We start from the raw sequence: 20,638 nt of genomic DNA on the forward strand, positions 1-20,638 counted from the left end.
ACCAATCCGACTCGTAATCGTTATCGCCAACAGCGGCCACGAACTGGGGTTATCGACAAATCGCCGGAACGCAGCCGCAGATAAGCCACACTTCGGTCACCCGGCGTCCGACGACCGCGGCCCCTCACCCGACCGGCTCCGGCTCGATCTCGAACGACGGCTCGTCCCTGGCCTGTTGTGCCCGCTCCGCCTGTTGCTCCTGCTGTGCCCGTTGCGCCTCTTCCGTGTCCGCGGACGCCCTCCTGATGCCCCGACGGAACGCCGACGTGCCGCGCGACAGGTCGTGTCCGACCGCGGTCGCCTGGATGTCCGCCGACGTCCAGTGCTGGCCGCCCCGCTCCTCGTCGCGCACCTTCAACCGGCCCTGCACGATCACCGGTTCACCGATCGACACCGATCCCTGCACGTTCGAGCCGAGCGTCCCCCTGGCCCACACCGTGAAGAAATTCGTGTGCCCGTCCACCCATGCGTTCTGCACCGCGTCGAAGCGGCGTGGGGTCACCGCGAGCCGGAACCGGGCCACCGGTCCGGTCGGCAGCTCCCGGTACACCGGCGTCGTCGCGACGTTCCCCACCACGGTCAGCAGCGTCTCGTTCATGTCGTGCGTCCCTCCCCGTCCGCATCGCGGCCCGAGCCCGCCCCGAGCCGCGATCCCAGACTGCCCCGGCACCGCGAACCGCGCCGACGCCTGTGCCCTACCGGCCGGTTGTGGAAAACCCGGCCACCCGTACGTACTGCTCGCGCACCTCCCGGTAGCGCAGCAGCTCCGCCGCGACGGGGTCCAGGACCCGCGCCCTGCCGCAGGCCGCGGCCGCGTCCCGCAGGCGCCGTTCCGCCTCCTGGCCGTACCGCCGCGCGGGCCCCTTCGCCGCCATCCGGCAGGACCACTCGACGCACGGGCCGCCCACGATCCCCGTGAGCATCATCAGCACGGGCACGCCGAGGTTCGGCGAGAGGACGCCGACGATCTGGCCCAGCAGCCAGAGGCCGCCGATCACTTGAAGGACCGTCATGGACGCCTGGACGAACACGGCCACCGGCCACCAGCCGGGCCGCGGCGGCCGCACCCCGGTCGCGTAGGGCGTCGCGGCGGTCCGGCCGCCGCCCCCGTGGGCCGAGTCGGCCTCCACGGCCAGCTCGTCGAGCGCCTCCGGCAACCCTTCCGCGCCCCGCGCGGCGGCCTCCCGCACGGCCTGCCCCCACGCGGCCGGCAGTCCGCTCGCGGCGGCGTCGCCGACCGCCCGCACCGCGTGCTCGACGCGCTGGCGTGCCGTGGCCTCCTCGTCGGCGGGCGCCGCGGGGGCCTGCGCGGGCGTGGTGAGGGCGCGCTGGGCCTCGTACCAGCGCCAGAGCCTGAGCCACGGCGTCCCGCACGCCTTGTTCGCGCCGCGCGCCCAGGCGCGCTCGGCGGCCTGGCCCGCGGCGGCGGCGCCCACCGAGTCGGCGAGCCGGTCGGCGAACTCCTCGCGGGCCGCCTCGCTCAGCCCCAGCTGCCGCCCGGCGGCGTACACGGGCCGCAGGCGGTCGGCGGCCGCGGCGACATCGGCGTCGATCCGGCGGGCGGCGGCCAGCCGCTCGGCCGTGAACTGGTCGAGCGCGTCGCGCAGTTCACCGACGCCCTCGCCGGTCAGGGCCGACAGCGGCAGGACGGTGGCGCCGGGCTCGCCGTGCTCGCCGACCGCGATGCCGTCCTCGTCGAGCAGCCGCCGCAGATCGTCGAGGACCTGCTCGGCGGCGTCCCCCGGCAGCCGGTCGGTCTGGTTGAGGACCACGAACATGACCTCCGCGTGCCCGGCCATGGGGCGCAGGTACCGCTCGTGGAGCATGGCGTCGGCGTACTTCTCTGGATCGACGACCCAGATCACCGCGTCCACCAGGGCGAGCACCCGGTCGACCTGTTCGCGGTGCGCGGGCGCGGCGGAGTCGTGATCGGGAAGGTCGACGAGGACGAGGCCCTCCAGGGCGGCCTCGCCGTTGTGTCCCTGCAGCGGGCGCCGTCGCGAGCGTCCCGGGATCCCGAGCCGGTCGAGCAGCCCGGCCGCCCCGTCCGTCCAGCTGCAGGCGATCGGCGCGGAGGTGGTGGGCCTGCGCAGTCCCGTCTCCGAAAGGGGTACGCCGGCCAGCGCGTTGAACAGCGTCGACTTGCCGCTCCCGGTGGCACCGGCGACGGCGACGACGGTGTGCCGCTCGGAGAGCCGCCGCCGGGCCGCGGCCTCGTCCAGGACGCGCCCGGCCTCGGCGAGCGTGGCGCCGTCGAGCCGCGTCCGGGACAGCCCGACGAGCTCGCGCAGCGCGTCGAGCCGCTGCTCCAGCCGCCCGTCACGCCTGCCGTCGTACGCTCCCGGGCCCGCCGGCGTCTCGAAAGCCTCGCCCGGCAGACCTCCGGCGCGGCGTGCGATGAGCCCGTCGTCCCAGGGCTCGGCGCGTTCGGTGTGATCCGCGTGGTCCGTGACGGCGGTCACCGTCCTCACCTCTCCTTCTGCAGCAGCGACAGGGCCGCGATCAGTTCGGCCTGGGGTTCGGGGCCGACGCCGAGCGTGTCCAGCGGGGCGAGGCGGCGCTCGCGTTCGGCGCCGAGGACGGTGTCCAGGTACTCGCTCAGCAGCCGGCCGCCGCGATCGCGCAGACGCAGGGCGCCTTGTGCCCCGATCCGCTCGGCGAGGGTCTCGCCGGCGGACCTGGCCCGCCGCCCGCCGAGCAGGGCGGTGGCCACGAGCGCGGCGACGACCTCGGGGTCGGGAGGCGTCGAGCCCTGCGCGTCGCCGACGGCGCGCACCTCTTCCTCGGCGTACTCCTCGAGCACCCGCCGCCATCGCCGTACGGCCATCCCGATGCGGTGCTCGGCGCTCTCCAGTTCGGGATCGCGGGTGTTCAGTTCGGCGGCGTGGCCGCCCGGGTCGCGGCGCCATGCCTCGTCGATCCGCTCGTCGGCGGCGGTCGCCGCGCACAGCAGCAGAGCGCCGAGACTCTCCACGAGCGCGTCGAGCAGCTCACCCGCCGAACAGTCCAGCGGATGGCTCCGCCACCGCTTCAGGGCGTCCCCGGTGAGCACGGCGCCTCCTTGCAGCCGGGTGCGTACGCGCGCGTGCTCGCTCTCGTACGCGTCCTCGACGGCGGCGGTGAGCCGGACCGCGGCGGAGTACTGGGCGGCGACGGCGGCGGCCAGCTCCGGCATCCGGACCCGCAGCGAGTCGAGCACGCCCCGGGCGGTGCGGGTCACGGCGAGGGCGCGGGCGGCGGGGTCCTGGGCGCGATGGGTGAGCCAGGCGCGCAGCGGAGCGACGGCGGTGGCGGGCAGCAGCCCGCCGTTGCCGGTCGACTCGGGCAGTTCGGGCACGGTGAACCGGGGCACCTCGCCGAGCCCGGCCTTGGCGAGCAGCGCGCCGTACTGCCGCGACACCTCGGCGACGACCTGGTGCGGCACGCGGTCGAGCACGGTGACGAGGGAGGCGTCGTGCTCCTTGGCGGTACGCAGCAGATGCCAGGGCACGGCGTCGGCGTACCGGGAGGCGGTGGTGACCATGACCCACACGTCGGCGGCGCTGATCAGCCGGGCGGCGAGGAGGCGGTTCTCGGCGACCAGCGAGTCGACGTCCGGCGCGTCGAGCAGCGCGAGCCCGCGCGGCAGCGTCCCCGCGGTCTCCACCCGCAACACCCGCTCCCCGTCCTCGAGGAGGGGCGCGAGCTCCTCGTCCTCGTCCGGTTCGCCGTCGGACTCGAGGTCCGCCTGCCGGGGCACCCACACGCGCGTGAGGTCGGGCAGCACCCGCATCCCGGAGAACCAGTGGTGGTCGTCGGGATGGCAGACGAGCACCGGGGTACGCGTCGTCGGCCGCAGCACGCCCGCCTCGCTCACCACGCGCCCCACGAGCGAGTTCACCAGGGTCGACTTGCCGGCGCCCGTGGAACCCCCGATCACCGCGAGCAGCGGCGCTTCGGGGTCCCGCAACCGGGGCACCAAGTAGTCGTCGAGCTGTGCGAGCAACTCGCCGCGGTTGGCACGCGCGCGTGGCGCCCCCGCGAGGGGGAGCGGAAAGCGCGCGGCGGCGACACGGTCGCGCAGCGCGGTAAGTGCGTCGAGCAGCTGAGGCCGTACGTCCAAGGTCACCACATGTGAAGAATGCCCAATTTTGGTGGCTTTCTGAAGCATATGACCACCTCTGCGCGCCGATAAGACACCAGCGGCAGAGCACCGGGGTCCGAACAAGGCGCCCGATACCGCACAGGAAGCACACAGCGGGACGGAAGGGGAGGCAGGGGGCGCAGGCATAACGAGTGCACAACACCCGGGGCGTGAGACGCCAAAAGCGATGCAGGATTCGTACCCACCTGCGATTATCAGGACCGCTTCACTGAACCTCCACATCAAGCCACGGAGGCGAAGCAGCAAGGACCGGGACCCGGGAGCCCTATCCTTGTCCCCGGCAAGGTCACGGATCTCCCCCACATCCGTCCAAGCCACCGGCCACACACCGGCCCCCGTAGCTCAGTGGATAGAGCAGGCGCCTTCTAAGCGCTTGGCCGCAGGTTCGAGTCCTGCCGGGGGCGCCTCTCCACACAGGGCCCTACTTCGGTAGGGCCTTTTTGCTGTCCGCACGGGATGCCCCTGCTCGCCCGGAAGGGGGCGGGGCGGGCGCCTGTGGCGGCGCGGGGGTGAAGTGCAAGGCGGTGAGAAAGGCGTGAAGCCGCTCCCCGGCCCGGGATCGGCACCTCATCCAGGCCAAGATCGCTGCTGCCCGGTCCGGGGCGTCGAGCCGCGCCTGTCCATGGCGCCGTGCGTGAGGCCGCCGCCGGGGCTGGGTGACCGGTCGGCGGCGGCCATCGGCGCAGTGCCGCCGTGTCCTCTCCACGGCGGCACTGCGCACCAGCCCTCCGGCACCGGGGCATGCGGGAGTAAGCCCTGGTTGGAACAGGCCTGAAGGGCATGGGACCGGGTCCGTGCTGACGCAGATAGGGAACCGGCCGTGCAGGGCTGCGGGGATGTCCCCGCAGGGGTGGGTCAGGGAAGGGTGGGGTGCCCGGGCCGAGATGCCAGGACGCGGTCTTCTCTGCGGTGGAGTGCCAGAAGCGTCCAGGGGCCGGGGACTTTGCCTCGAGCCGTCGTAGCGCGGCTGATTTGTACTCATTCAGACTAGCCCGACCCAGGACAGGGGCGGTACGGGGCCGCGGTACCAGTCTGGATGCGCCGATTCCGGTACGGGCGGCCAGGTGTGGGGGCTTCGGCCCGACGCGCTCAAGGCGGCCGCCCGATCGACCGCGCGCTACTCGTCGTCGCGGGCACCGGACTCGCCCTTTTCCGGACCGACTTGGCCGCCGTCCCGCCGGCACGGTGGCCGGTGTTCGCCGTGGCTGCCCCTCGGCCGGGGCGCCCGTACCGTCCGCGAGGGTGCCCCGCGCCACCTCGACACCGGCGCATCCGATCCGGACCGGTGGCGAACCCGCCATGCGGCGCATGGCGCGAAGCCTCCGGCGGTGGTGTGGCACGCCGTGTTGTGTGCTTCGCTCGGGTGCTGCGGCGCCTGGATCAGGCGCCGCAGACCGCAGCGAAGGGGGCCCGCATGGCCTGGAGGTTCCGGGTTCCGCGTTCCCTTCCGTGGGCGTCGGTGGTGAACCGGCTGACCAGCCCGCTCGCCGTGGACGACTATCTCGGCATGCTCGATCCACTGTGGTCGGCGCGGCATCCTGCGGGCCGGGTCACCGCGGTACGGCGGGAGGTGCCCGGTGCGGCCACCCTGACGATCCGTCTCGGCAGGGGCTGGCACGGCCACCGGGCCGGGCAGTACCTGCCGGTCGGCGTCGAGCTCGACGGCGTACGGCACTGGCGTACGTACTCGATCACGTCGCCGTCACCACCGCTCGGGCAGGGGGCGGGGCCCGGTGAGGTCACCTTCACCGTGAAGGCCCACGCCGACGGCCGTGTCTCCCCTCACCTGGTGCACCGCACCGGGCCCGGCACGGTGCTCCGACTCGGCCCGGCGCAGGGCGAGTTCACGCTGCCCGATCCGTTGCCCGACCGCATCCTGTTCATCACGGCGGGCAGCGGCATCACCCCGGTCATGGGGATGCTGCGCACGCTCGCCCGGTGCCGCCGCCCCGTGCCCGACACCGTGCTCCTGCACAGCACGCCGACACCGGCCGAGTGTCTCTTCCGTGCCGAACTGGCCTCGTTGGAAGCAGCGTCGCCGTGGCTCAGGGTCCGCCTCACCCACACGCGTCACGACGGCAGACTGACCCCGGACCGGATCGCCGCGCTCTGCCCGGACTGGCGTGACCGGGACACCTGGGCATGCGGACCGGCCGCGCTGCTCGACGCCGCCGAACGGCAGTGGGCGGCCGCGGACGCCCAGGACCGACTGCGCGTGGAGCGGTTCCGCCTCGCACCTGTGCTGCCGCACGGCGAGGACGCGGTCGGCGGCCGGGTGCGGTTCGCGCGCAGCGGCGTGGAGGCCGACGCCGCTGCCGGCACACCGCTCCTCGTGGTCGGCGAAGCGGCGGGCGTCCCGCTGCCCTACGGATGCCGACGCGGTCTGTGCTTCGGCTGCCTCGTCCCGCTCGTCGACGGGCGCGTGCGCGATCTGCGCACCGGCGAACCGCACGGCGGCCCTGGTGAGTTGATCCAGACCTGCGTCAACGGTGCCGCGGGTCCCCTGGTGCTCGACCTCTGAGGCCGGCACCACCAACGCTCTTCCGAGGAGTCCTCATGGCGCAGCCCGCCACCGCACCCGACGCAACCCGTGCCGAGGACCTGGGCCGGGAACTCGACCGTCTCCGCGCCGAGATCGTCACCGCCCGCGGCCCCGCCGACGCCCACTACATCCACACCGTGATCGCCGTACAGCGCGGCTGCGAGGTCGCCGGCCGCTGCGCCCTCGCCGTCTCCCTCCTGCCGCCCGCCTGGGTGGCGGGCACCGCCCTGCTCGCGGTCGCCAAGACCCTGGAGAACATGGAACTGGGCCACAACATCCTGCACGGCCAGTGGGACTGGCTCGGCGACCCGGCGATCCACTCGACCACCTGGGACTGGGACTTCGTCACCCCGCCCGACGCCTGGAAACACACCCACAACCACCTGCACCACACGTACACGAACGTCGTCGGCCGCGACCGCGACCTCGGCTACACCGTCCTGCGCATGGCCCCGGACCAGCCCTGGCACCCGGTGTACCTGCTCCAGCCGCTGTACGCCGCCCTGCTCGCGCCCGTCTTCGAATGGGGCATCGCCCTGTACGACCTGGAGGTGGACGCGGTACCGGCCGGCCGCAAGAGCCTGCGCGCCCTGCTCGGTGACGCAACCGGCCTGCTGCGCAAGGCGGTTCGCCAGTCGGCCAAGGACTATCTGCTCTTCCCGCTCCTCGCGGGACCCAGCGCGGTGCCCTGTCTGCTCGGCAACCTCACCGCCAACGCCGCCCGCAACATCTGGGCACACACGATCATCTTCTGCGGTCACTTCCCCGACGACGTGCGCACCTTCACGTACACCGAGGAGCAGATCGAGGGCGAGAGCCGGGGCGAGTGGTACCTGCGGCAGATCCAGGGCTCCGCGAACATCGAGGGCAGCCCGCTGTTCCACGTCCTCTCCGGCAACCTCAGCCACCAGATCGAACACCACCTCTTCCCCGACCTGCCCAGCAACCGCTACGCCGAACTCGCCCCCCGCGTCGAGGAGATCTGCGCCCGCTACGGCCTGCCGTACGTCACCGGACCCCTGTGGCGCCAGTACGCATCGATGTGGCGCCGCGTACTGCGCCACGCCCTGCCGTCCTGAGGCCGGCGCGGACGGCGGACGGGCGCAGGCGGCTGGACCGCGCCGCTGTCGGGCCCGGCTGCCGGCTTCCGCTGCCGAAGCCCGCGAACCGCCGGGCCGGGCAAGCGGGCGACGACGAAGCCCCGGTCGCCTTCCGGTCGGTCACGGGAGGCGTCCGGGGCCGGTGGCGCCGCGCACGAGCGTCAGAGCTTGTCCATGTGCGTGTAAGGGCTGCTGATGCGGGCCTGCCGGGAGCCGAAGTCGACGAGCATCGCCACGCCGCTCTCGACGCCGATGATCCTTCCCAGACCGTACCGGTCGTGCGAAACCCGGTCCCCCAGTTCGAAGTGCTTGGGCGGTGCGGCGGACGGAGCGTTGAAGGGGCTTGTCGGAAGATGGCGCCGGGGCGCGGGAGGCTTCGTCATCGTGACGTCAGTATGCGCCCCGGAGGCCTTGAATGGTGAGGCCCCTGAGACCCTGAATGACAGCGGCGGCGACAGAGCAGGGTCCAGGCAGAGGCGGAGACGATGACCACGCAGGCACACCACGTCGACCACGAGCTCGTCGAGGCGGCGACCCACGTCGCCCGCACCCGCTGCCGCGGGGACAACCACACCGTGGCCGCCGCCGCCCGCGCCCGGGACGGCCGCATCGTGACCGCGGTGAACGCCTATCACTTCACGGGCGGCCCCTGCGCGGAACTCGTCGTCATCGGCACGGCCGCCGCCCAGGGCGCGTACGAGCTGACCACCATCGTCGCCGTGGGCGACCGCGACCGGGGCGTCGTTCCGCCGTGCGGCCGGTGCCGCCAGGCCCTGTTCGACTACTTCCCCGACATCGAGGTCATCGTCGGCCAGGGCACGGGCGAGCCGGTCCGAACGCTCCGGATCGGCGAGTTGCTGCCCGCCACGTACGTGTGGGCCGATCACCAGCTCGACGCCGATCAGGACGCCGGGTGAAGCGCCGAGTCGGCTCAGGCCCGGTCCCACGGCAGCCGCAGTTCGCCGTACGCCCCGGTCGGCACCACCGCCGAGCGGGGCTTCACCGGTGCCAGTTCCCGGTAGCCCGTGCCCTGCCGGGGCCGGGGGTCGGGCTCTGACCGGTTCGGCCAGTACGACATCGCCCGCTCGGCCTGCGCCGTGATCGTGAGGGACGGGTTGACACCGAGGTTCGCGGAGACGGCCGAGCCGTCCACCACCGAGATGCCGGGATGCCCGTACAGCCGGTGGTAGGGGTCGATGACGCCGCGCTCCGGGGAGTCGCCGATGGCGCAGCCGCCGAGGAAGTGGGCGGTGAGGGGCTTGCCGAGGAGCTCGCCCAGGTTCGTGCCGGCGAAGCCGTTGATCGACTCGGCGATCAGTCCGGCCGCCTGCCAGCCCTCCGGGATGTGCACGGGGTTGGGGCTGCCGTGGCCCTGTCCGGCGGTGAGGAGCCCGCGCCGGGTCAGGCCCGTCGTCAGGGAGTTGTCGTGGGTCTGCATGACGAGCCCGATGATGGTCCGCTCCGACCAGCGCCGCAGCAGCACGGTGCGCGCCACCAGCACGGGATGGGACAGGAAGGCGAGGGCGGCGGCGACCGGCTTCGGCAGGTTCTGCCTGTACTGCGGCACGCAGATCAGGGCCATGAGGTTGGAGCCCTTGCCGTAGCGGACGTTCTCGATGTGGGTGGTGGGGTTCGGGTGGACGGAGGAGGTGATGGCGACGCCGCGGGTGAAGTCGATGTCCTTGCGGCCGAGGCGGCGCGGCCAGGTCAGCGCTCCCACCAGCGCTTCGGAGTTGGTGCGGGTGAGCACGCCGAGCCGCTGCGACAGCCGGGGCAGCGTGCCGTCGGTCTTCATGCGGTGCAGCAGGGTCTGGGTGCCGTACGTGCCCGCGGCCAGGACGACACGGCGGGCCCGCAGGACCGTGCGGCGGCCGCGCCGGGGCCTGTCGGTGGGCACGGTGGTGACCTCGTACCCGGCGTCGGCGGGCAGTTCACGGACGGCGGTCACGGTGGTCATCGGGCGGACCTCGGCGCCGGCCCGTTCGGCGAGGTGGAGGTAGTTCTCGGTGAGGCTGTTCTTGGCGCCGACCCGGCAGCCGGTCATGCAGGAGCCGCACTCGGTGCAGGCGGTGCGGGCGGGGCCGGCGCCGCCGAAGTACGGGTCGGGAACTTCGGTGCCGGGCGCGGCCGTTGTCGTGGTGTCGGCGTCCCGCCCGTCGCCGAAGAACACGCCCACGGGCGTCAGCCGGAAGGTGTCCCCCGCGCCCATCTTCCCGGCCGCCGCCCGCAGCAGCTCGTCGGCCTCGGTCGTGGTCGGGTTGGTGCGCACGCCCAGCATGCGCCGCGCCTGGTCGTAATACGGGGCGAGTTCGGCCTGCCAGTCCGTGATGTCCGCCCACTGCCGGTCCTGGAAGAAGGCGGGCGGCGGGACGTAGAGCGTATTGGCGTAGTTCAGCGAGCCGCCGCCGACCCCGGCGCCCGCGAGCACCATCACGTTCTTCATCAGGTGGATGCGCTGGATGCCGTACATGCCCAGGCGCGGGGCCCACAGGTAGTCGCGCAGCTTCAGGGACGTACGGGGAAGGGTGTCGCGGGTGTAGCGGCGCCCTGCCTCCAGTACGCCCACCCGGTAGCCCTTCTCGGTCAGGCGGAGGGCGGAGACGGAGCCGCCGAATCCGGAGCCGACGACGATGACGTCGTAGTCATGGTCACCTTCACCGCCACTGCCGTGGTCAAGGTCGTCCGGGTGCTCGGCCGGGGAGGAGTCAGGCACCGTAGAGCTCCTCGATCTCCCGCTCGTAGGCCGCCATGACGGCCGGGCGTTTGATCTTGAGGGACGGGGTGAGCAGCCCGTTGTCCTCGGTGAACTCGCCCTCCACCAGGGTGAATTTGCGGATGGACTCGGCGCGCGAGACGGCCTCGTTGGCGAAGTCGACGGCCTTCTGCACGGCGGCGACGATCCGGGGGTCGGCGATCACCTCGGACATCGGGGTGTCGGCCGGGAGTTTGCGCACGCTCAGCCAGTGGGCGACGGACTCCGGTTCGAGGGTGATGACGGCGGCGACGTAGGAGCGGTTGTCGCCGACGACGATGCACTGGCCGACCGGTGACCGGCTGCGCAGCCGGTCCTCCAGGACGGCGGGCGAGACGTTCTTGCCGCCGCTGGTGACGAGGATGTCCTTCTTGCGGCCGGTGATGGTGAGATAGCCGTCGTCGTCCAGCGCGCCGAGGTCGCCGGTGGCGAACCAGCCGTCGGCGTCGAGGACTTCGTCCGTCGCGGCGGCGTTCTGCCAGTACGAGCCGAAGACGATGGGGCCCTTGATGAGCACCTCCCCGTCGTCCGCGATCCGGATGGTGGTGCCGGGGACCGGCAGGCCGACGGTGCCGGGCCGGGGCCGCAGCGGCGGCGTGATGGTGGCGGCGGCCGTCGTCTCGGTCAGGCCGTACCCCTCGTAGATGACGATCCCTGCGGTGTAGAAGAAGAGGTTGAGGCCCCGGTCGAGGGGGGAGCCGCCGCTGATCGCGTACCGCAGCCGCCCGCCCAGTTCCTTGCGGACGCGGCGGTAGACGAGCAGGTCGTAGAGGCCGGTGGCGAGGTTGAGACCGAGCCCGGGTCCCGGCCCGCCGTCGAGGAACCGCGCCAGGCTCCGCTCGCCGAACGTGACGGCGATCCGGTCGGCCCGGTCGAAGGAGGCGCCGCGCCCGATCTTCTCCGCGGTGGCCCGCCCGGTGTCGTGGATCTTCTCGAAGAGGTAGGGCACACCGACGACGAACGTCGGCCGGAACGAGCGCAGTTCGGGCCGCAGCTCGTCCGGTTTGATGCTCGGGCAGTGGCCGAGTTCGATCCGGGCCAGCAGGCACGCGACCTGGATGGTCCGCCCGAGGATGTGCGCGAGCGGCAGGAAGAGCAGGGTCGAGGCGGACTGTCCGGTGATGGCCTTGAAGATGGGGTGCAGCAGCTCGACGGTGTTGGCGGCCTCCGCGTACAGGTTGCCGTGGGTGAGGACGCAGCCCTTGGGGCGGCCGGTGGTGCCGGACGTGTAGCAGACGGTCGCGATGGTGTCGGGGGTCAGGGCGGCGCGCCGCTTGGTGACCTCCTCGTCCGGTATCTCCCGTCCCAGGGTGGCGAGTTCGAGCACGGCACCGGCATCGAGCTGCCAGGTGCGCGGCCGGTCGGCCGCGGGCAGGGCGGCGAGTCCGGCCGCCGCGGCGGCCGCGTTCGCCTCGGTCTCCACGATCAGCAGCCGGGCGCCGGAGTCCCGGACGATCCACTCGATCTGCTCGGGCGAGGACGTCGCGTAGACCGGCACGGTCTGGCCGCCTGCCGCCCAGATCGCGAAGTCGAGGACCTGCCACTCGTAGCGGGTGCGGGACATCAGGGCGACGCGGCCGCCCGGTTCGAGCCCGGCGGCGATCAGCCCCTTGGCCGCGGCGGTCACCTCCCGCGCGAAGGCGGCGGCGGTGACCGGCTTCCACTCCCCCGCCTCCTTGCGCCGCACGACGACCGCGTCCGGCGCCTCGGCCGCGTTCACGAACGGGATGCCGGCGGGCGTGGAGCCGTCCGACGGAGGTGTGGCGAGCGGCGCGGCGCGGGCCTCGCGGACCACGCCCCGTTCGTCCCTGACGAGGTCGACCTTCGCGCGGTCCGCCAGGTCGCTGCGCTTCCTGGCCCGCTTCAGATCCTTGCGTACGCCCATGTCGGCTCCCGGTCGCGCGGCGGCTGGCGTTCGATGGAACGGGGAACTTACTCGGGAGTCAACTTACTCATGCGTAAGGAAAATTCAATGGGTCGTACGCGAATCCGCCCGCGAGGCCGGGCACCCGGACCCGGCGACGTCAGCGCTCCGGCAGCCACGCCTTGCCGTCGAGGACGTCGCGCATGCCGACCCACACCATGTTCATCAGGCGCAGGGTGATCCCCTCGGGCGGCTGACCGGGGTTGCGCTCCATCCAGTCGGTGAGCGAGTCGGCCGCGCCGACCAGCGCGTGCGCGACGAAGTCGGCGTCCTCGTCGCCGAGCCGGGCGCCCCGGCCGCTGTCCGTGATGCCGTCCCTGACCAGCCCCGCGACCTCGGCCATGACCGCGCGCCGGGCCTCGGCCACGGCGCCGGCGATCGCCTCGCTCAGCTCGGAGGCCTGCCGGTGCAGTACGACCCAGCTGTCGCGGTGCTCAGCAACGAAGGCGAAGAACGCCGAGAGGCCCGCGTAGAGCCGGAGTTCGGGCGCGGCGCCGGCGCCGCGGGCGGCCTCCTGGAACGCGGCGACCAGCCGCTCGGCCTCACGGCGCAGACAGGCGAGGAACAGGCCCTCCTTGGAGTCCAGGTAGAGATAGACCATCGGCTTGGAGATCCCGGCGAGTTCGGCGATCTCGTCGACGGAGGCGGCGTGATAGCCGCGCTTGGCGAAGACCCGCACGGCCACGTCGATGATCTGCTGCTCGCGCACCTGCCGCGGCACGCGCTTCCGGCGCCCCGTGGTGCGCCCTTGAGCCTCTCCCGATGTCCCCGTCACTCTTGTCAGCCTACCTACGTCGCCGTAACCTTACCAATTAGTAAGCTTACTGAGCGGTAAGATCCATGCCAAGTGATCAACGGCCGGACAACCTAGGAGAGTTCCATGAGCGGTGCCGACGACATCGCGGCCCTCGACTTCGCGAGCGTCACGCCCGAGGAGTTCGCGCGGATCGTGAAGGGCCTGTCCGCGAAGGAGATCAATGAGATCGCGCAGGACAGCGCGTTGCGCGCCCGCGTCCTGAAGGAGGTCTTCGGGCGGATGGAGCGGCAGTTCAAGCCGGAGGTCGCCGGGACCCTGGAGGCGCTCATCCGCTGGAAGGTCACCGGCCAGGGCGAGACTCCCGAGGCCGTCTACGAGACGAAGATCACCGGCGGGACCTGCACCGTCACCGAGGGCCGCTCGGACGCCGAGCCGCGCGTCACGCTCGTCATGGGCGACGCCGACTTCCTGAAGCTGGTGTCGGGCAACTCCTCGCCCGTCACGATGTTCATGATGCGCAAGGTGAAGATCGCGGGCGATGTCGCGCTCGCGGCCGGCCTGACCCGCTACTTCGACATCCCGAAGGCGTAGGGGGCGACGGCATGGCTTTCTCTCTCGAACTGGATCAGGACCAGAAGGACCTGCGCGACTGGGTGCACGGCTTCGCCGTCGACGTGGTGCGTCCGGCCGCCGCCGAGTGGGACGAGCGCGAGGAGACTCCCTGGCCGGTGATCCGGGAGGCCGCGAAGATCGGCCTGTACGGGTTCGAGTCCCTCGCGGAGCTGTTCGGCGACCCGAGCGGGATCTCCCTGCAGATCGCCAACGAGGAGCTGTTCTGGGGCGACGCGGGCATCGGCATGGCGCTGTTCGGCACATCCCTCGCGGTCGCCGGGATCTTCTCCTCCGGCACGCCCGACCAGCTGGCCGAGTGGGTGCCGCAGTGCTTCGGCGACGAGGACGACCCGCAGGTCGCGGCGTTCTGCGTCTCGGAACCGCAGGCCGGTTCCGACGTGGCGGCGATGCGGACGCGGGCCCGCTACGACGAGGCGAAGGACGAGTGGGTGATCAGCGGCCAGAAGGCCTGGATCACCAACGGCGGGATCGCGAACGTGCACGTGGTCGTGGCCTCCGTCGACCCCGCGCTGGGGTCGCGCGGGCAGGCGGCGTTCATCGTGCCGCCGGGCACGCCGGGTCTCGAAGGGGCCAAGAAGATACGGAAGCTGGGGCTGCGGGCCTCGCACACCGCCGATGTCTTCCTGGACGACGTACGGGTCCCCGGGCACTGTCTGCTCGGCGGCAAGGAGAAGCTGGACGCGCGGCTGGCCCGCGTGCGCGAGGGCACGCGCTCGTCCGGCCAGGCCGCGATGTCCACGTTCGAGGTGAGCCGGCCGACCGTGGGCGCGCAGGCGCTCGGCATCGCGCGGGCCGCGTACGAGTACGCGCTGGAGTACGCGGGCGACCGGGAGGCGTTCGGCCGCCCGATCATCGAGAACCAGGCGATCGCGTTCGCCCTCGCGGACCTGCGCACCGAGATCGAGGCGTGCCGGCTGCTGATCTGGCAGGCGTCGTGGATGGCCCGCAACGACAAGGTCTTCGACGCCGGACAGGGCTCGATGTCGAAGCTGCGGGCCGGTGAACTGGCCGTCTGCGCGAGCGAGAAGGCGATCCAGGTGCTCGGCGGCGCCGGGTACAGCAGGGAGCATCCGGTGGAGCGGATGTACCGGGACGCCAAGATCTACACGATCTTCGAGGGGACGAGCGAGATCCAGCGGCTGGTCATCGCCCGGGCGATCTCGGGCCGGCAGATCCGGTAGCCCGCCGGGCCCGCGCCGCAGCTCCGGCTCCCGTACGCGGTATACGTCCTCGACGCTCCGGCGGCGGGGACATGCGGGATGCTGTCGGTCATGGGGACACGGTAGGGCGGGTGGCCCCTGGGGGCCCGGCGTGTCTGCGGGCCCGGCAGGGAAGCGCCGATACAGCGACGGGGGCAGGGCCGGTGCGGCAGCACGCACGACTGAGCACGCTCGGAGACCTCTTGCGTCGGCTCGCCGAGGGCGGCGCCTACGTGCGGCACGGCCGTCTGCACGCCCCGGCCGATCCGGCGACCTGGCGCGGGCACCTCGTTCCCGAGATCCACCGGATCGCCGGCAGGGCGACCACGGAGTGGGCCGCGATGGACAGCTGGGTCCAACAGCAGCCGTCCGTGACCGAGATCGAGGTGGGCCTGAAGCGGCTGGCCCCGGACCAAAGCGCCGCGGAGCTGGCCCGGTTCGCCTCGGTCGACCTCGCCCACCGCAGCTCCCTGATGGATCCGGAGGACGCCCGCGACCTGGCGTCCCGTGCCGTCGGTCTCCTCGGCCCGCGGGCCCTGTGGTGGACCAACCATGAGGACGCTCACTCCTGGAGCGGCGTGACGGGGTGCACGTTCGACGGCATGGTGGCGGGCACCGACGGCACCTTCTTCGCCGTCCTCGTCCAGGCCGTCGAGGACTGACTCCGCCCCAAAGGCACATGCACGCCTCATGAGTTGACGTACGCCTCCTTGCGTCACTGTGTGCACCCGTCCGATGCTGATGGTTCTTGTCGCCTTCCGTTCGGAGCTGTCGCATGAGCCGCATCAGCCGCACGGGCCGGATGAACCGCCGTTCCTTCCTCGCGACCACCACCGGGACCGCTCTCGCGGGCTGGGCCGCGTTCGCCTCGCAGAAGCAGGCGTTCGCCGCCGGGGCCGCCGGGGCGGGGCCCGAGTGGGACGCCCGGCCGGGCGTGTTCCAGGTCAACAGGGAGCCCGCCCGCACCGGCCGCCTCGTCCCGTACGCGAGCACCACGGACGCCCTGAGATCGGACATCTCACACTCCCCGTACCACCGCTCCCTGAACGGCAGTTGGCGCTTCCACTGGGCCAAGAACCCGGACGCCCGACCGGTCGGGTTCCAGGAGCCGGACTACGACGACTCCGCCTGGAAGCACCTCACCGTGCCCTCCAACTGGGAGATGGCGGGCTACCCCGAGCCGATCTACCTCAACATCGCCTATCCGTGGACGGGTTACGAGGAGCCGGAGCCGCCCGCGGTGCCGAAGGAGTTCAACCCCGTCGGCTCCTACCGGCGCACCTTCGAGGTGCCGGAGGCCTGGCACGGGCGGCGGACCCTGATCTCCTTCCAGGGGGTGAAGTCCGCGTTCTTCGTGTGGGTGAACGGCCGGCAGGTCGGCTACAGCGAGGACAGCTACACGCCCGCCGAGTTCGACCTCACCCCGCATCTGAAGGCGGGCACCAACTCCCTTGCCGTGGAGGTCTACCGCTGGTCCGACGGCAGCTGGCTGGAGGACCAGGACATGATCGACCTGTCCGGGATCTTCCGGGACGTCTTCCTGTACTCGACGCCGTCGGCCGACGACGCGTACGTCCACGATCTGTTCGTCCGTACGGGGCTCGACGACGCCTTCCGCGACGCCACGCTCTCCCTCACCACGACCGTGCGGGGCGAGCGGGCCGCCGGACACCGGGTCGAGGCCGTGCTGTACGACGCCCGCGAGCGCCGCGTCGGCACGCTGAGCGGCGCGGTCGGCGACAGCGAGGACGTCTCGCTGGAGGCCGAGGTCCGCTCCCCCGCCCTGTGGTCGGCCGAGGCCCCGAACCTGTACACCCTCGTCGTCTCCCTCAAGGACAGCGGCGGCCGGACCGTCGACACGCACCGCACGCGCGTCGGGTTCCGACAGGTCGACTGCGGGCCCGGGAAGTTCACGGTCAACGGCGAACCGGTCATGCTGCGGGGCACCAACCGGCACGAGTCCGACCCGGACACCGGGCAGGCGGTCTCCGAGGAGCGGATGCTCCAGGACGTCCTGCTGATGAAGCGGCACAACATCAACGCGGTCCGCACCTCCCACTACCCGAACCATCCGCGCTGGCTCGAACTCTGCGACGAGTACGGGCTCTACGTCGTCGCCGAGACGAACCTGGAGACCCACGGCGTACGGGACACCGTGCCCGCCTCCCTGCCCGAGTGGACCGACGCCTGCGTGGACCGGATGCGGTCCTCGGTGGAACGCGACAAGAACCATCCCTGTGTGATCCTGTGGTCGCTGGGCAACGAGGCCGGTTCGGGCGACAACTTCCGTGCCATGGCCGACTGGACCCGCGAGCGGGACTCCTCGCGGCCCGTGCACTACGAGGGCATGAACGAGATCGCCGACGTGCACAGCGAGATGTACACCAAGCCCGACGCCGTCGAGGAGTACGGCAGGTCGGGCAAGGCGACCCCGTTCATGCTGTGCGAGTACGCGCACTCGATGGGCAACAGCACGGGCAATCTGCAGGAGTACTGGGACGTCTTCGAGCGCTATCCGAACCTGCACGGCGCCTTCGTGTGGGACTGGGTCGACCAGGCGGTCCGGCTGCCCGTGCCGGGCGACTCCCGGCGGACCTATCTCTCCTACGGCGGCGACTGGCACCCCGGCTACCCCACCGACGGCAACTTCGCCGGCAACGGACTCGTCGCCGCCGACCGGACCCCGCACCCGGGGCTGCTGGAGGTGAAGAAGGTCTACCAGCCGGTGGCGGCGCGCGCCGACGACCTCGGCGGCCGGGACGCGGTCTCGCTGAGCGTCGTCAACAAGCACCTGTTCACCGCGCTCGACGTCTACGAACTGCGCTGGCACGTCACCCGGGACGGTCAGCGCGTGCAGGAGGGCAGCCTGGCCGCCCCGGCGATCGCGCCCGGCGGGACCCGGTCCGTACGCATCCCCTGCCGGCGGCCCGCCCGCCCGGAGCCCGGCGCCGAGTACCTCCTCGGCGTCGCGTTCGTGCTGCGCCGCAAGGAGCGGTGGGCGGACGCCGGACATGTCGTCGCCGCCGAACAGTTCGCCCTCGACTGGCACACACCGGCCCCGGCCGACCCGGCGCCCGGCACGCTCCCGCCGCTCCGGCTCGACCGGACGGACGGCGCGGTGCGGATCACCGGGCGGGACGTCGAGGTCGTCGTCGACGGGCGGACCGGCACCCTCACCACGTACCGGATCAAGGGCCGGGCCCTGCTCGCCGAGGGCCCCGTGCCGAACTTCTGGCGCGGGCCCACCGACAACGACATCGGGCGTGGCTTCCAGAAGACCGCCGCGACCTGGCGGGACGCGGGAGCGAAGCGGGACGTGACGAAGGTGGACGTCGCCCAGCCGTCGCCGGGCGAGGTCATCGTCGAGGTGACGGCCACGCTGCCGACGAACCCGGCGGCTTCTGCCTGGCGGTCGGTGTTGACGGTACGCGGCGACGGGGAGCTGCGGGTGCGCCACACCCTCGACGCGGCGGCCGGGCTGCCCGATCTGCCGCTGGTGGGCGCCCTGTTGAGGATCCCTGCGGGCCTGGAGCGGATCGACTGGTACGGGCGCGGCCCGCAGGAGAACTACTGGGACCGGCGTACGGGGGCGTTCGTCGGCCGGTACCGGGCGACGGTCGACGACCAGGTCGCCGCGTACCTGCGGCCGCAGCAGACCGGCAACATGACGGACGTGCGCCGCCTGTCGCTCACCGACCGCACCGGCTTCGGCGTCACCATCAGCGCGGACCCGGCGCGGGACGAGCCGTTCCTGGAGTTCAGCGCCCTGCACTACGCGCCGACCGACCTGGAGGACGTCCGCCATCCCTACGAGCTGAAGCGCCGCGACGAGACCGTGCTCGGCGTCAATCTCCGTCAGACGGGCGTCGGCGGCAACGACTCCTGGGGCGCGCCCCCGCTGGACAAGTACACACTCCACGCGGGCCGCACCTACACCTACGCGTACCGGATAAGCCCCGCGTAGGGGCGCGCGGAACCGCGCGAGCAACCACGGACAGGCCGCGGTCGCGTCGGCTCGGTGATCGAGCGGGCGCGACCGCGGCCTTTTCACGCGCCGGGCGCCGTCACAGGTCGCTCAGATCCCGCGCCTGCCGCACGGACTCCGCCAGGTCACGGACATCCGCGTCCTCCGTGTCGGACACCAACTTCCTTGTTTGGTCATCCAGTTCACGGAGCGAGGGCTCACCGGGGAACGGCGCGTCGGAACCGCCCCCCAAGCGGTGGGCGAAGTACGCCGCGGTCGCGGCGAGGCGCAGCCGCGGCGCGGTCGACCCCGCCCAGAGATCCCCGGCGAGCGCGGACGCGGCGACCGTGCCGGCGGCCTCGCGCGGTGCCCGGCTCTCGGGGTCGAGCCAGCGGACCGTCGCCGTCGCCACCCGGCCCTCGGCTCCCTCGCGGAGCTTGACCGCGTACAGCGCGGTGACGGTGTGGCCGGGGCCGACCTCGCCGCCGTCGACACGGTCGTCGCGGAAGTCGTCGTCGGCGACGCGCCGGTTCTCGTAGCCGAGGAGCCGGAAGTCGGCGACCGTGTCCTTGTCGAAGGCGACCTGGGCCTTCGCGTCGCGGGCCCGCAGGTCCACGTTCGCGGGCAGTTGCCGGACGAAGACCTTGCGGGCGTCGGCGGGCGAGGACACGTACGTGGTGTGGCCGTCGCCCTTGTCCGCGAGGCGTTCCATGAGTTCGTCGCCGTAGTCGCTGCCGACGCCGACGCCGAAGAGGGTGATGCCGTGCTCGCGGCGGGCGTCCGCGATGCGTTCGAGGATCGCGTCGGCGGAGGTCTCGCCGGTGTTGGCGAGCGCGTCGGAGAGCAGGACGACGCGGTTGGTGGCCCCGGTACGCACTCCTTCGACCGCCGTGGCGTAGCCGGTGCGGATGCCCGCGTCGAGGTTGGTGGAGTCGGTGGGTTCGAGGGTGTCGATCGCGTCGTGGATCCGGTCGCGGGCGGAGTCCTCCGCGGCGCCGAGCCGGGTCATGGGCAGCACGGTCCGCGCCTCGTCGCTGAAGGTGACCAGGGCGATCGAGTCGTCGGCGCGGAGCTGGTCGGTGAGGGTGGCCAGGGACTTCTTGACCAGGTCGAGGCGGCCCGCCTCGGCCATCGAGCCGGAGATGTCGATGACGAACGTCAGTGCCGCCGGCCGGCGTTCACCGTCCGCCGGGGCCGGTGCCGTCGCGAGGCCCACCCGCATCAGGCGCCACCCGTCGTCGCCGGTGCGGGCGCCGTCCACGGTGACGGAGAACCCGTTGCCCTCGGGGCGCGGGTAGTTCTGCCGGAAGCTGTTGACGAACTCCTCGGGCCGCACCGTCCCCGGGTCGGGCAGCCGGCCCTCGGCGAGGGTGCGGCGGGCGTAGCCGTAGGAGGCGGTGTCGACGTCGAGGGCGAACGTGGAGCGGTAGTCCTCCGTGTCGCCTCGGTCGCGGCCCGGCGCGACCGAGGCGGCGGGCTTGTCCGCACGGGCCTTGCCCCGCGCGCTGTCCGCCGCCCCGCCAAAGGCGCCGCCCTCCGCGCTGCACCCCGTGAGCAGCAGCCCGCCGGCGAGTGCCGCGGCGATCAGCGCTCCACCCGTACCGGTCCTCTTCCTCATGCCCG

The 20,638-nt window shown here is 72.4% G+C and carries 15 protein-coding genes and 1 tRNA gene; 8 read left to right on the top strand and 8 right to left on the bottom strand.

The annotated features are described in order from the left end of the window. Nucleotides 1–124: 124 nt before the first annotated feature. The 3 genes from ACVHNB_RS34720 to ACVHNB_RS34730 all read right to left on the bottom strand — a co-directional run bounded on the left by ACVHNB_RS34720 (nt 125) and on the right by ACVHNB_RS34730 (nt 4,150). Entirely contained in the window at nt 125–598 is a 474-nt protein-coding gene (locus ACVHNB_RS34720) for a single-stranded DNA-binding protein (RefSeq protein ID WP_456226698.1), read from the bottom strand. A 97-nt stretch (nt 599–695) separates the two neighbouring features. Then, entirely contained in the window at nt 696–2,462 is a 1,767-nt protein-coding gene (locus ACVHNB_RS34725; protein ID WP_456226699.1) for a GTPase, read from the bottom strand. Between the two features lie 5 nt (nt 2,463–2,467). Continuing rightward, entirely contained in the window at nt 2,468–4,150 is a 1,683-nt protein-coding gene (locus tag ACVHNB_RS34730) for a dynamin family protein (protein WP_456226700.1), read from the bottom strand. A 325-nt stretch (nt 4,151–4,475) separates the two neighbouring features. Between ACVHNB_RS34730 and ACVHNB_RS34735 the strand changes: the two genes are divergently transcribed. The 3 genes from ACVHNB_RS34735 (at nt 4,476) to ACVHNB_RS34745 (ending at nt 7,765) form a co-directional block, all read left to right on the top strand. Continuing rightward, a tRNA-Arg gene (locus ACVHNB_RS34735) sits at nt 4,476–4,548 on the top strand. 1,010 nt (nt 4,549–5,558) lie between these two features. Further along, nucleotides 5,559–6,665 carry a ferredoxin reductase gene (locus ACVHNB_RS34740; RefSeq protein WP_456226701.1) on the top strand — a complete coding sequence of 369 codons (1,107 nt, stop codon included), beginning with the start codon at nt 5,559–5,561 and terminating at the stop codon, nt 6,663–6,665. Between the two features lie 35 nt (nt 6,666–6,700). Beyond that, nucleotides 6,701–7,765: a fatty acid desaturase family protein gene (locus ACVHNB_RS34745; RefSeq protein WP_428954604.1), complete on the top strand. Its 1,065-nt coding sequence runs from the start codon at nt 6,701–6,703 to the stop codon at nt 7,763–7,765. A 182-nt stretch (nt 7,766–7,947) separates the two neighbouring features. Here ACVHNB_RS34745 and ACVHNB_RS34750 read toward each other — a convergent pair whose 3' ends face one another. Then, nucleotides 7,948–8,169 (bottom strand): hypothetical protein, encoded by a 222-nt coding sequence (locus tag ACVHNB_RS34750; protein ID WP_428954603.1) that lies wholly within the window; start codon nt 8,167–8,169, stop codon nt 7,948–7,950. Between the two features lie 102 nt (nt 8,170–8,271). On the opposite strand from ACVHNB_RS34750, the gene ACVHNB_RS34755 reads away from it, so the two are divergent. Continuing rightward, nucleotides 8,272–8,703 carry a cytidine deaminase family protein gene (locus ACVHNB_RS34755; protein WP_428954602.1) on the top strand — a complete coding sequence of 144 codons (432 nt, stop codon included), beginning with the start codon at nt 8,272–8,274 and terminating at the stop codon, nt 8,701–8,703. 14 nt (nt 8,704–8,717) lie between these two features. On the opposite strand, the gene ACVHNB_RS34760 is transcribed toward ACVHNB_RS34755, so the two are convergent. The 3 genes from ACVHNB_RS34760 to ACVHNB_RS34770 all read right to left on the bottom strand — a co-directional run bounded on the left by ACVHNB_RS34760 (nt 8,718) and on the right by ACVHNB_RS34770 (nt 13,183). Continuing rightward, entirely contained in the window at nt 8,718–10,499 is a 1,782-nt protein-coding gene (locus tag ACVHNB_RS34760) for a GMC family oxidoreductase N-terminal domain-containing protein (protein WP_456226702.1), read from the bottom strand. Beyond that, nucleotides 10,492–12,423, bottom strand: a complete 1,932-nt coding sequence (locus tag ACVHNB_RS34765; RefSeq protein WP_456226703.1) for an AMP-dependent synthetase/ligase — start codon at nt 12,421–12,423, stop codon at nt 10,492–10,494. Before ACVHNB_RS34765 ends, ACVHNB_RS34760 begins: the two co-directional genes overlap by 8 nt. A 139-nt stretch (nt 12,424–12,562) precedes the next feature. Next, entirely contained in the window at nt 12,563–13,183 is a 621-nt protein-coding gene (locus ACVHNB_RS34770; protein ID WP_456226704.1) for a TetR/AcrR family transcriptional regulator, read from the bottom strand. A gap of 159 nt (nt 13,184–13,342) precedes the next feature. On the opposite strand from ACVHNB_RS34770, the gene ACVHNB_RS34775 reads away from it, so the two are divergent. The 4 genes from ACVHNB_RS34775 (at nt 13,343) to ACVHNB_RS34790 (ending at nt 19,015) form a co-directional block, all read left to right on the top strand. Next, nucleotides 13,343–13,810 carry an SCP2 sterol-binding domain-containing protein gene (locus ACVHNB_RS34775; RefSeq protein ID WP_428954598.1) on the top strand — a complete coding sequence of 156 codons (468 nt, stop codon included), beginning with the start codon at nt 13,343–13,345 and terminating at the stop codon, nt 13,808–13,810. A gap of 11 nt (nt 13,811–13,821) precedes the next feature. Beyond that, on the top strand, nt 13,822–15,033 hold the full coding sequence (locus ACVHNB_RS34780; protein ID WP_456226705.1) for an acyl-CoA dehydrogenase family protein: 1,212 nt from the start codon (nt 13,822–13,824) through the stop codon (nt 15,031–15,033). A 182-nt stretch (nt 15,034–15,215) separates the two neighbouring features. After that, nucleotides 15,216–15,713, top strand: coding sequence for a hypothetical protein (locus tag ACVHNB_RS34785; RefSeq protein ID WP_456226706.1), 498 nt, complete (start codon nt 15,216–15,218; stop codon nt 15,711–15,713). Nucleotides 15,714–15,826: 113 nt separating this feature from the next. Beyond that, the gene (locus ACVHNB_RS34790) at nt 15,827–19,015 is read left to right on the top strand and encodes a glycoside hydrolase family 2 TIM barrel-domain containing protein (protein WP_456226707.1); all 3,189 of its coding nucleotides are present in this window, start codon (nt 15,827–15,829) and stop codon (nt 19,013–19,015) included. A gap of 100 nt (nt 19,016–19,115) precedes the next feature. Here ACVHNB_RS34790 and ACVHNB_RS34795 read toward each other — a convergent pair whose 3' ends face one another. After that, nucleotides 19,116–20,633, bottom strand: coding sequence for a YfbK domain-containing protein (locus tag ACVHNB_RS34795; protein ID WP_456226708.1), 1,518 nt, complete (start codon nt 20,631–20,633; stop codon nt 19,116–19,118). Nucleotides 20,634–20,638 lie beyond the last annotated feature (5 nt).

The sequence above is a fragment of the Streptomyces sp. YJ-C3 genome (assembly GCF_053891275.1).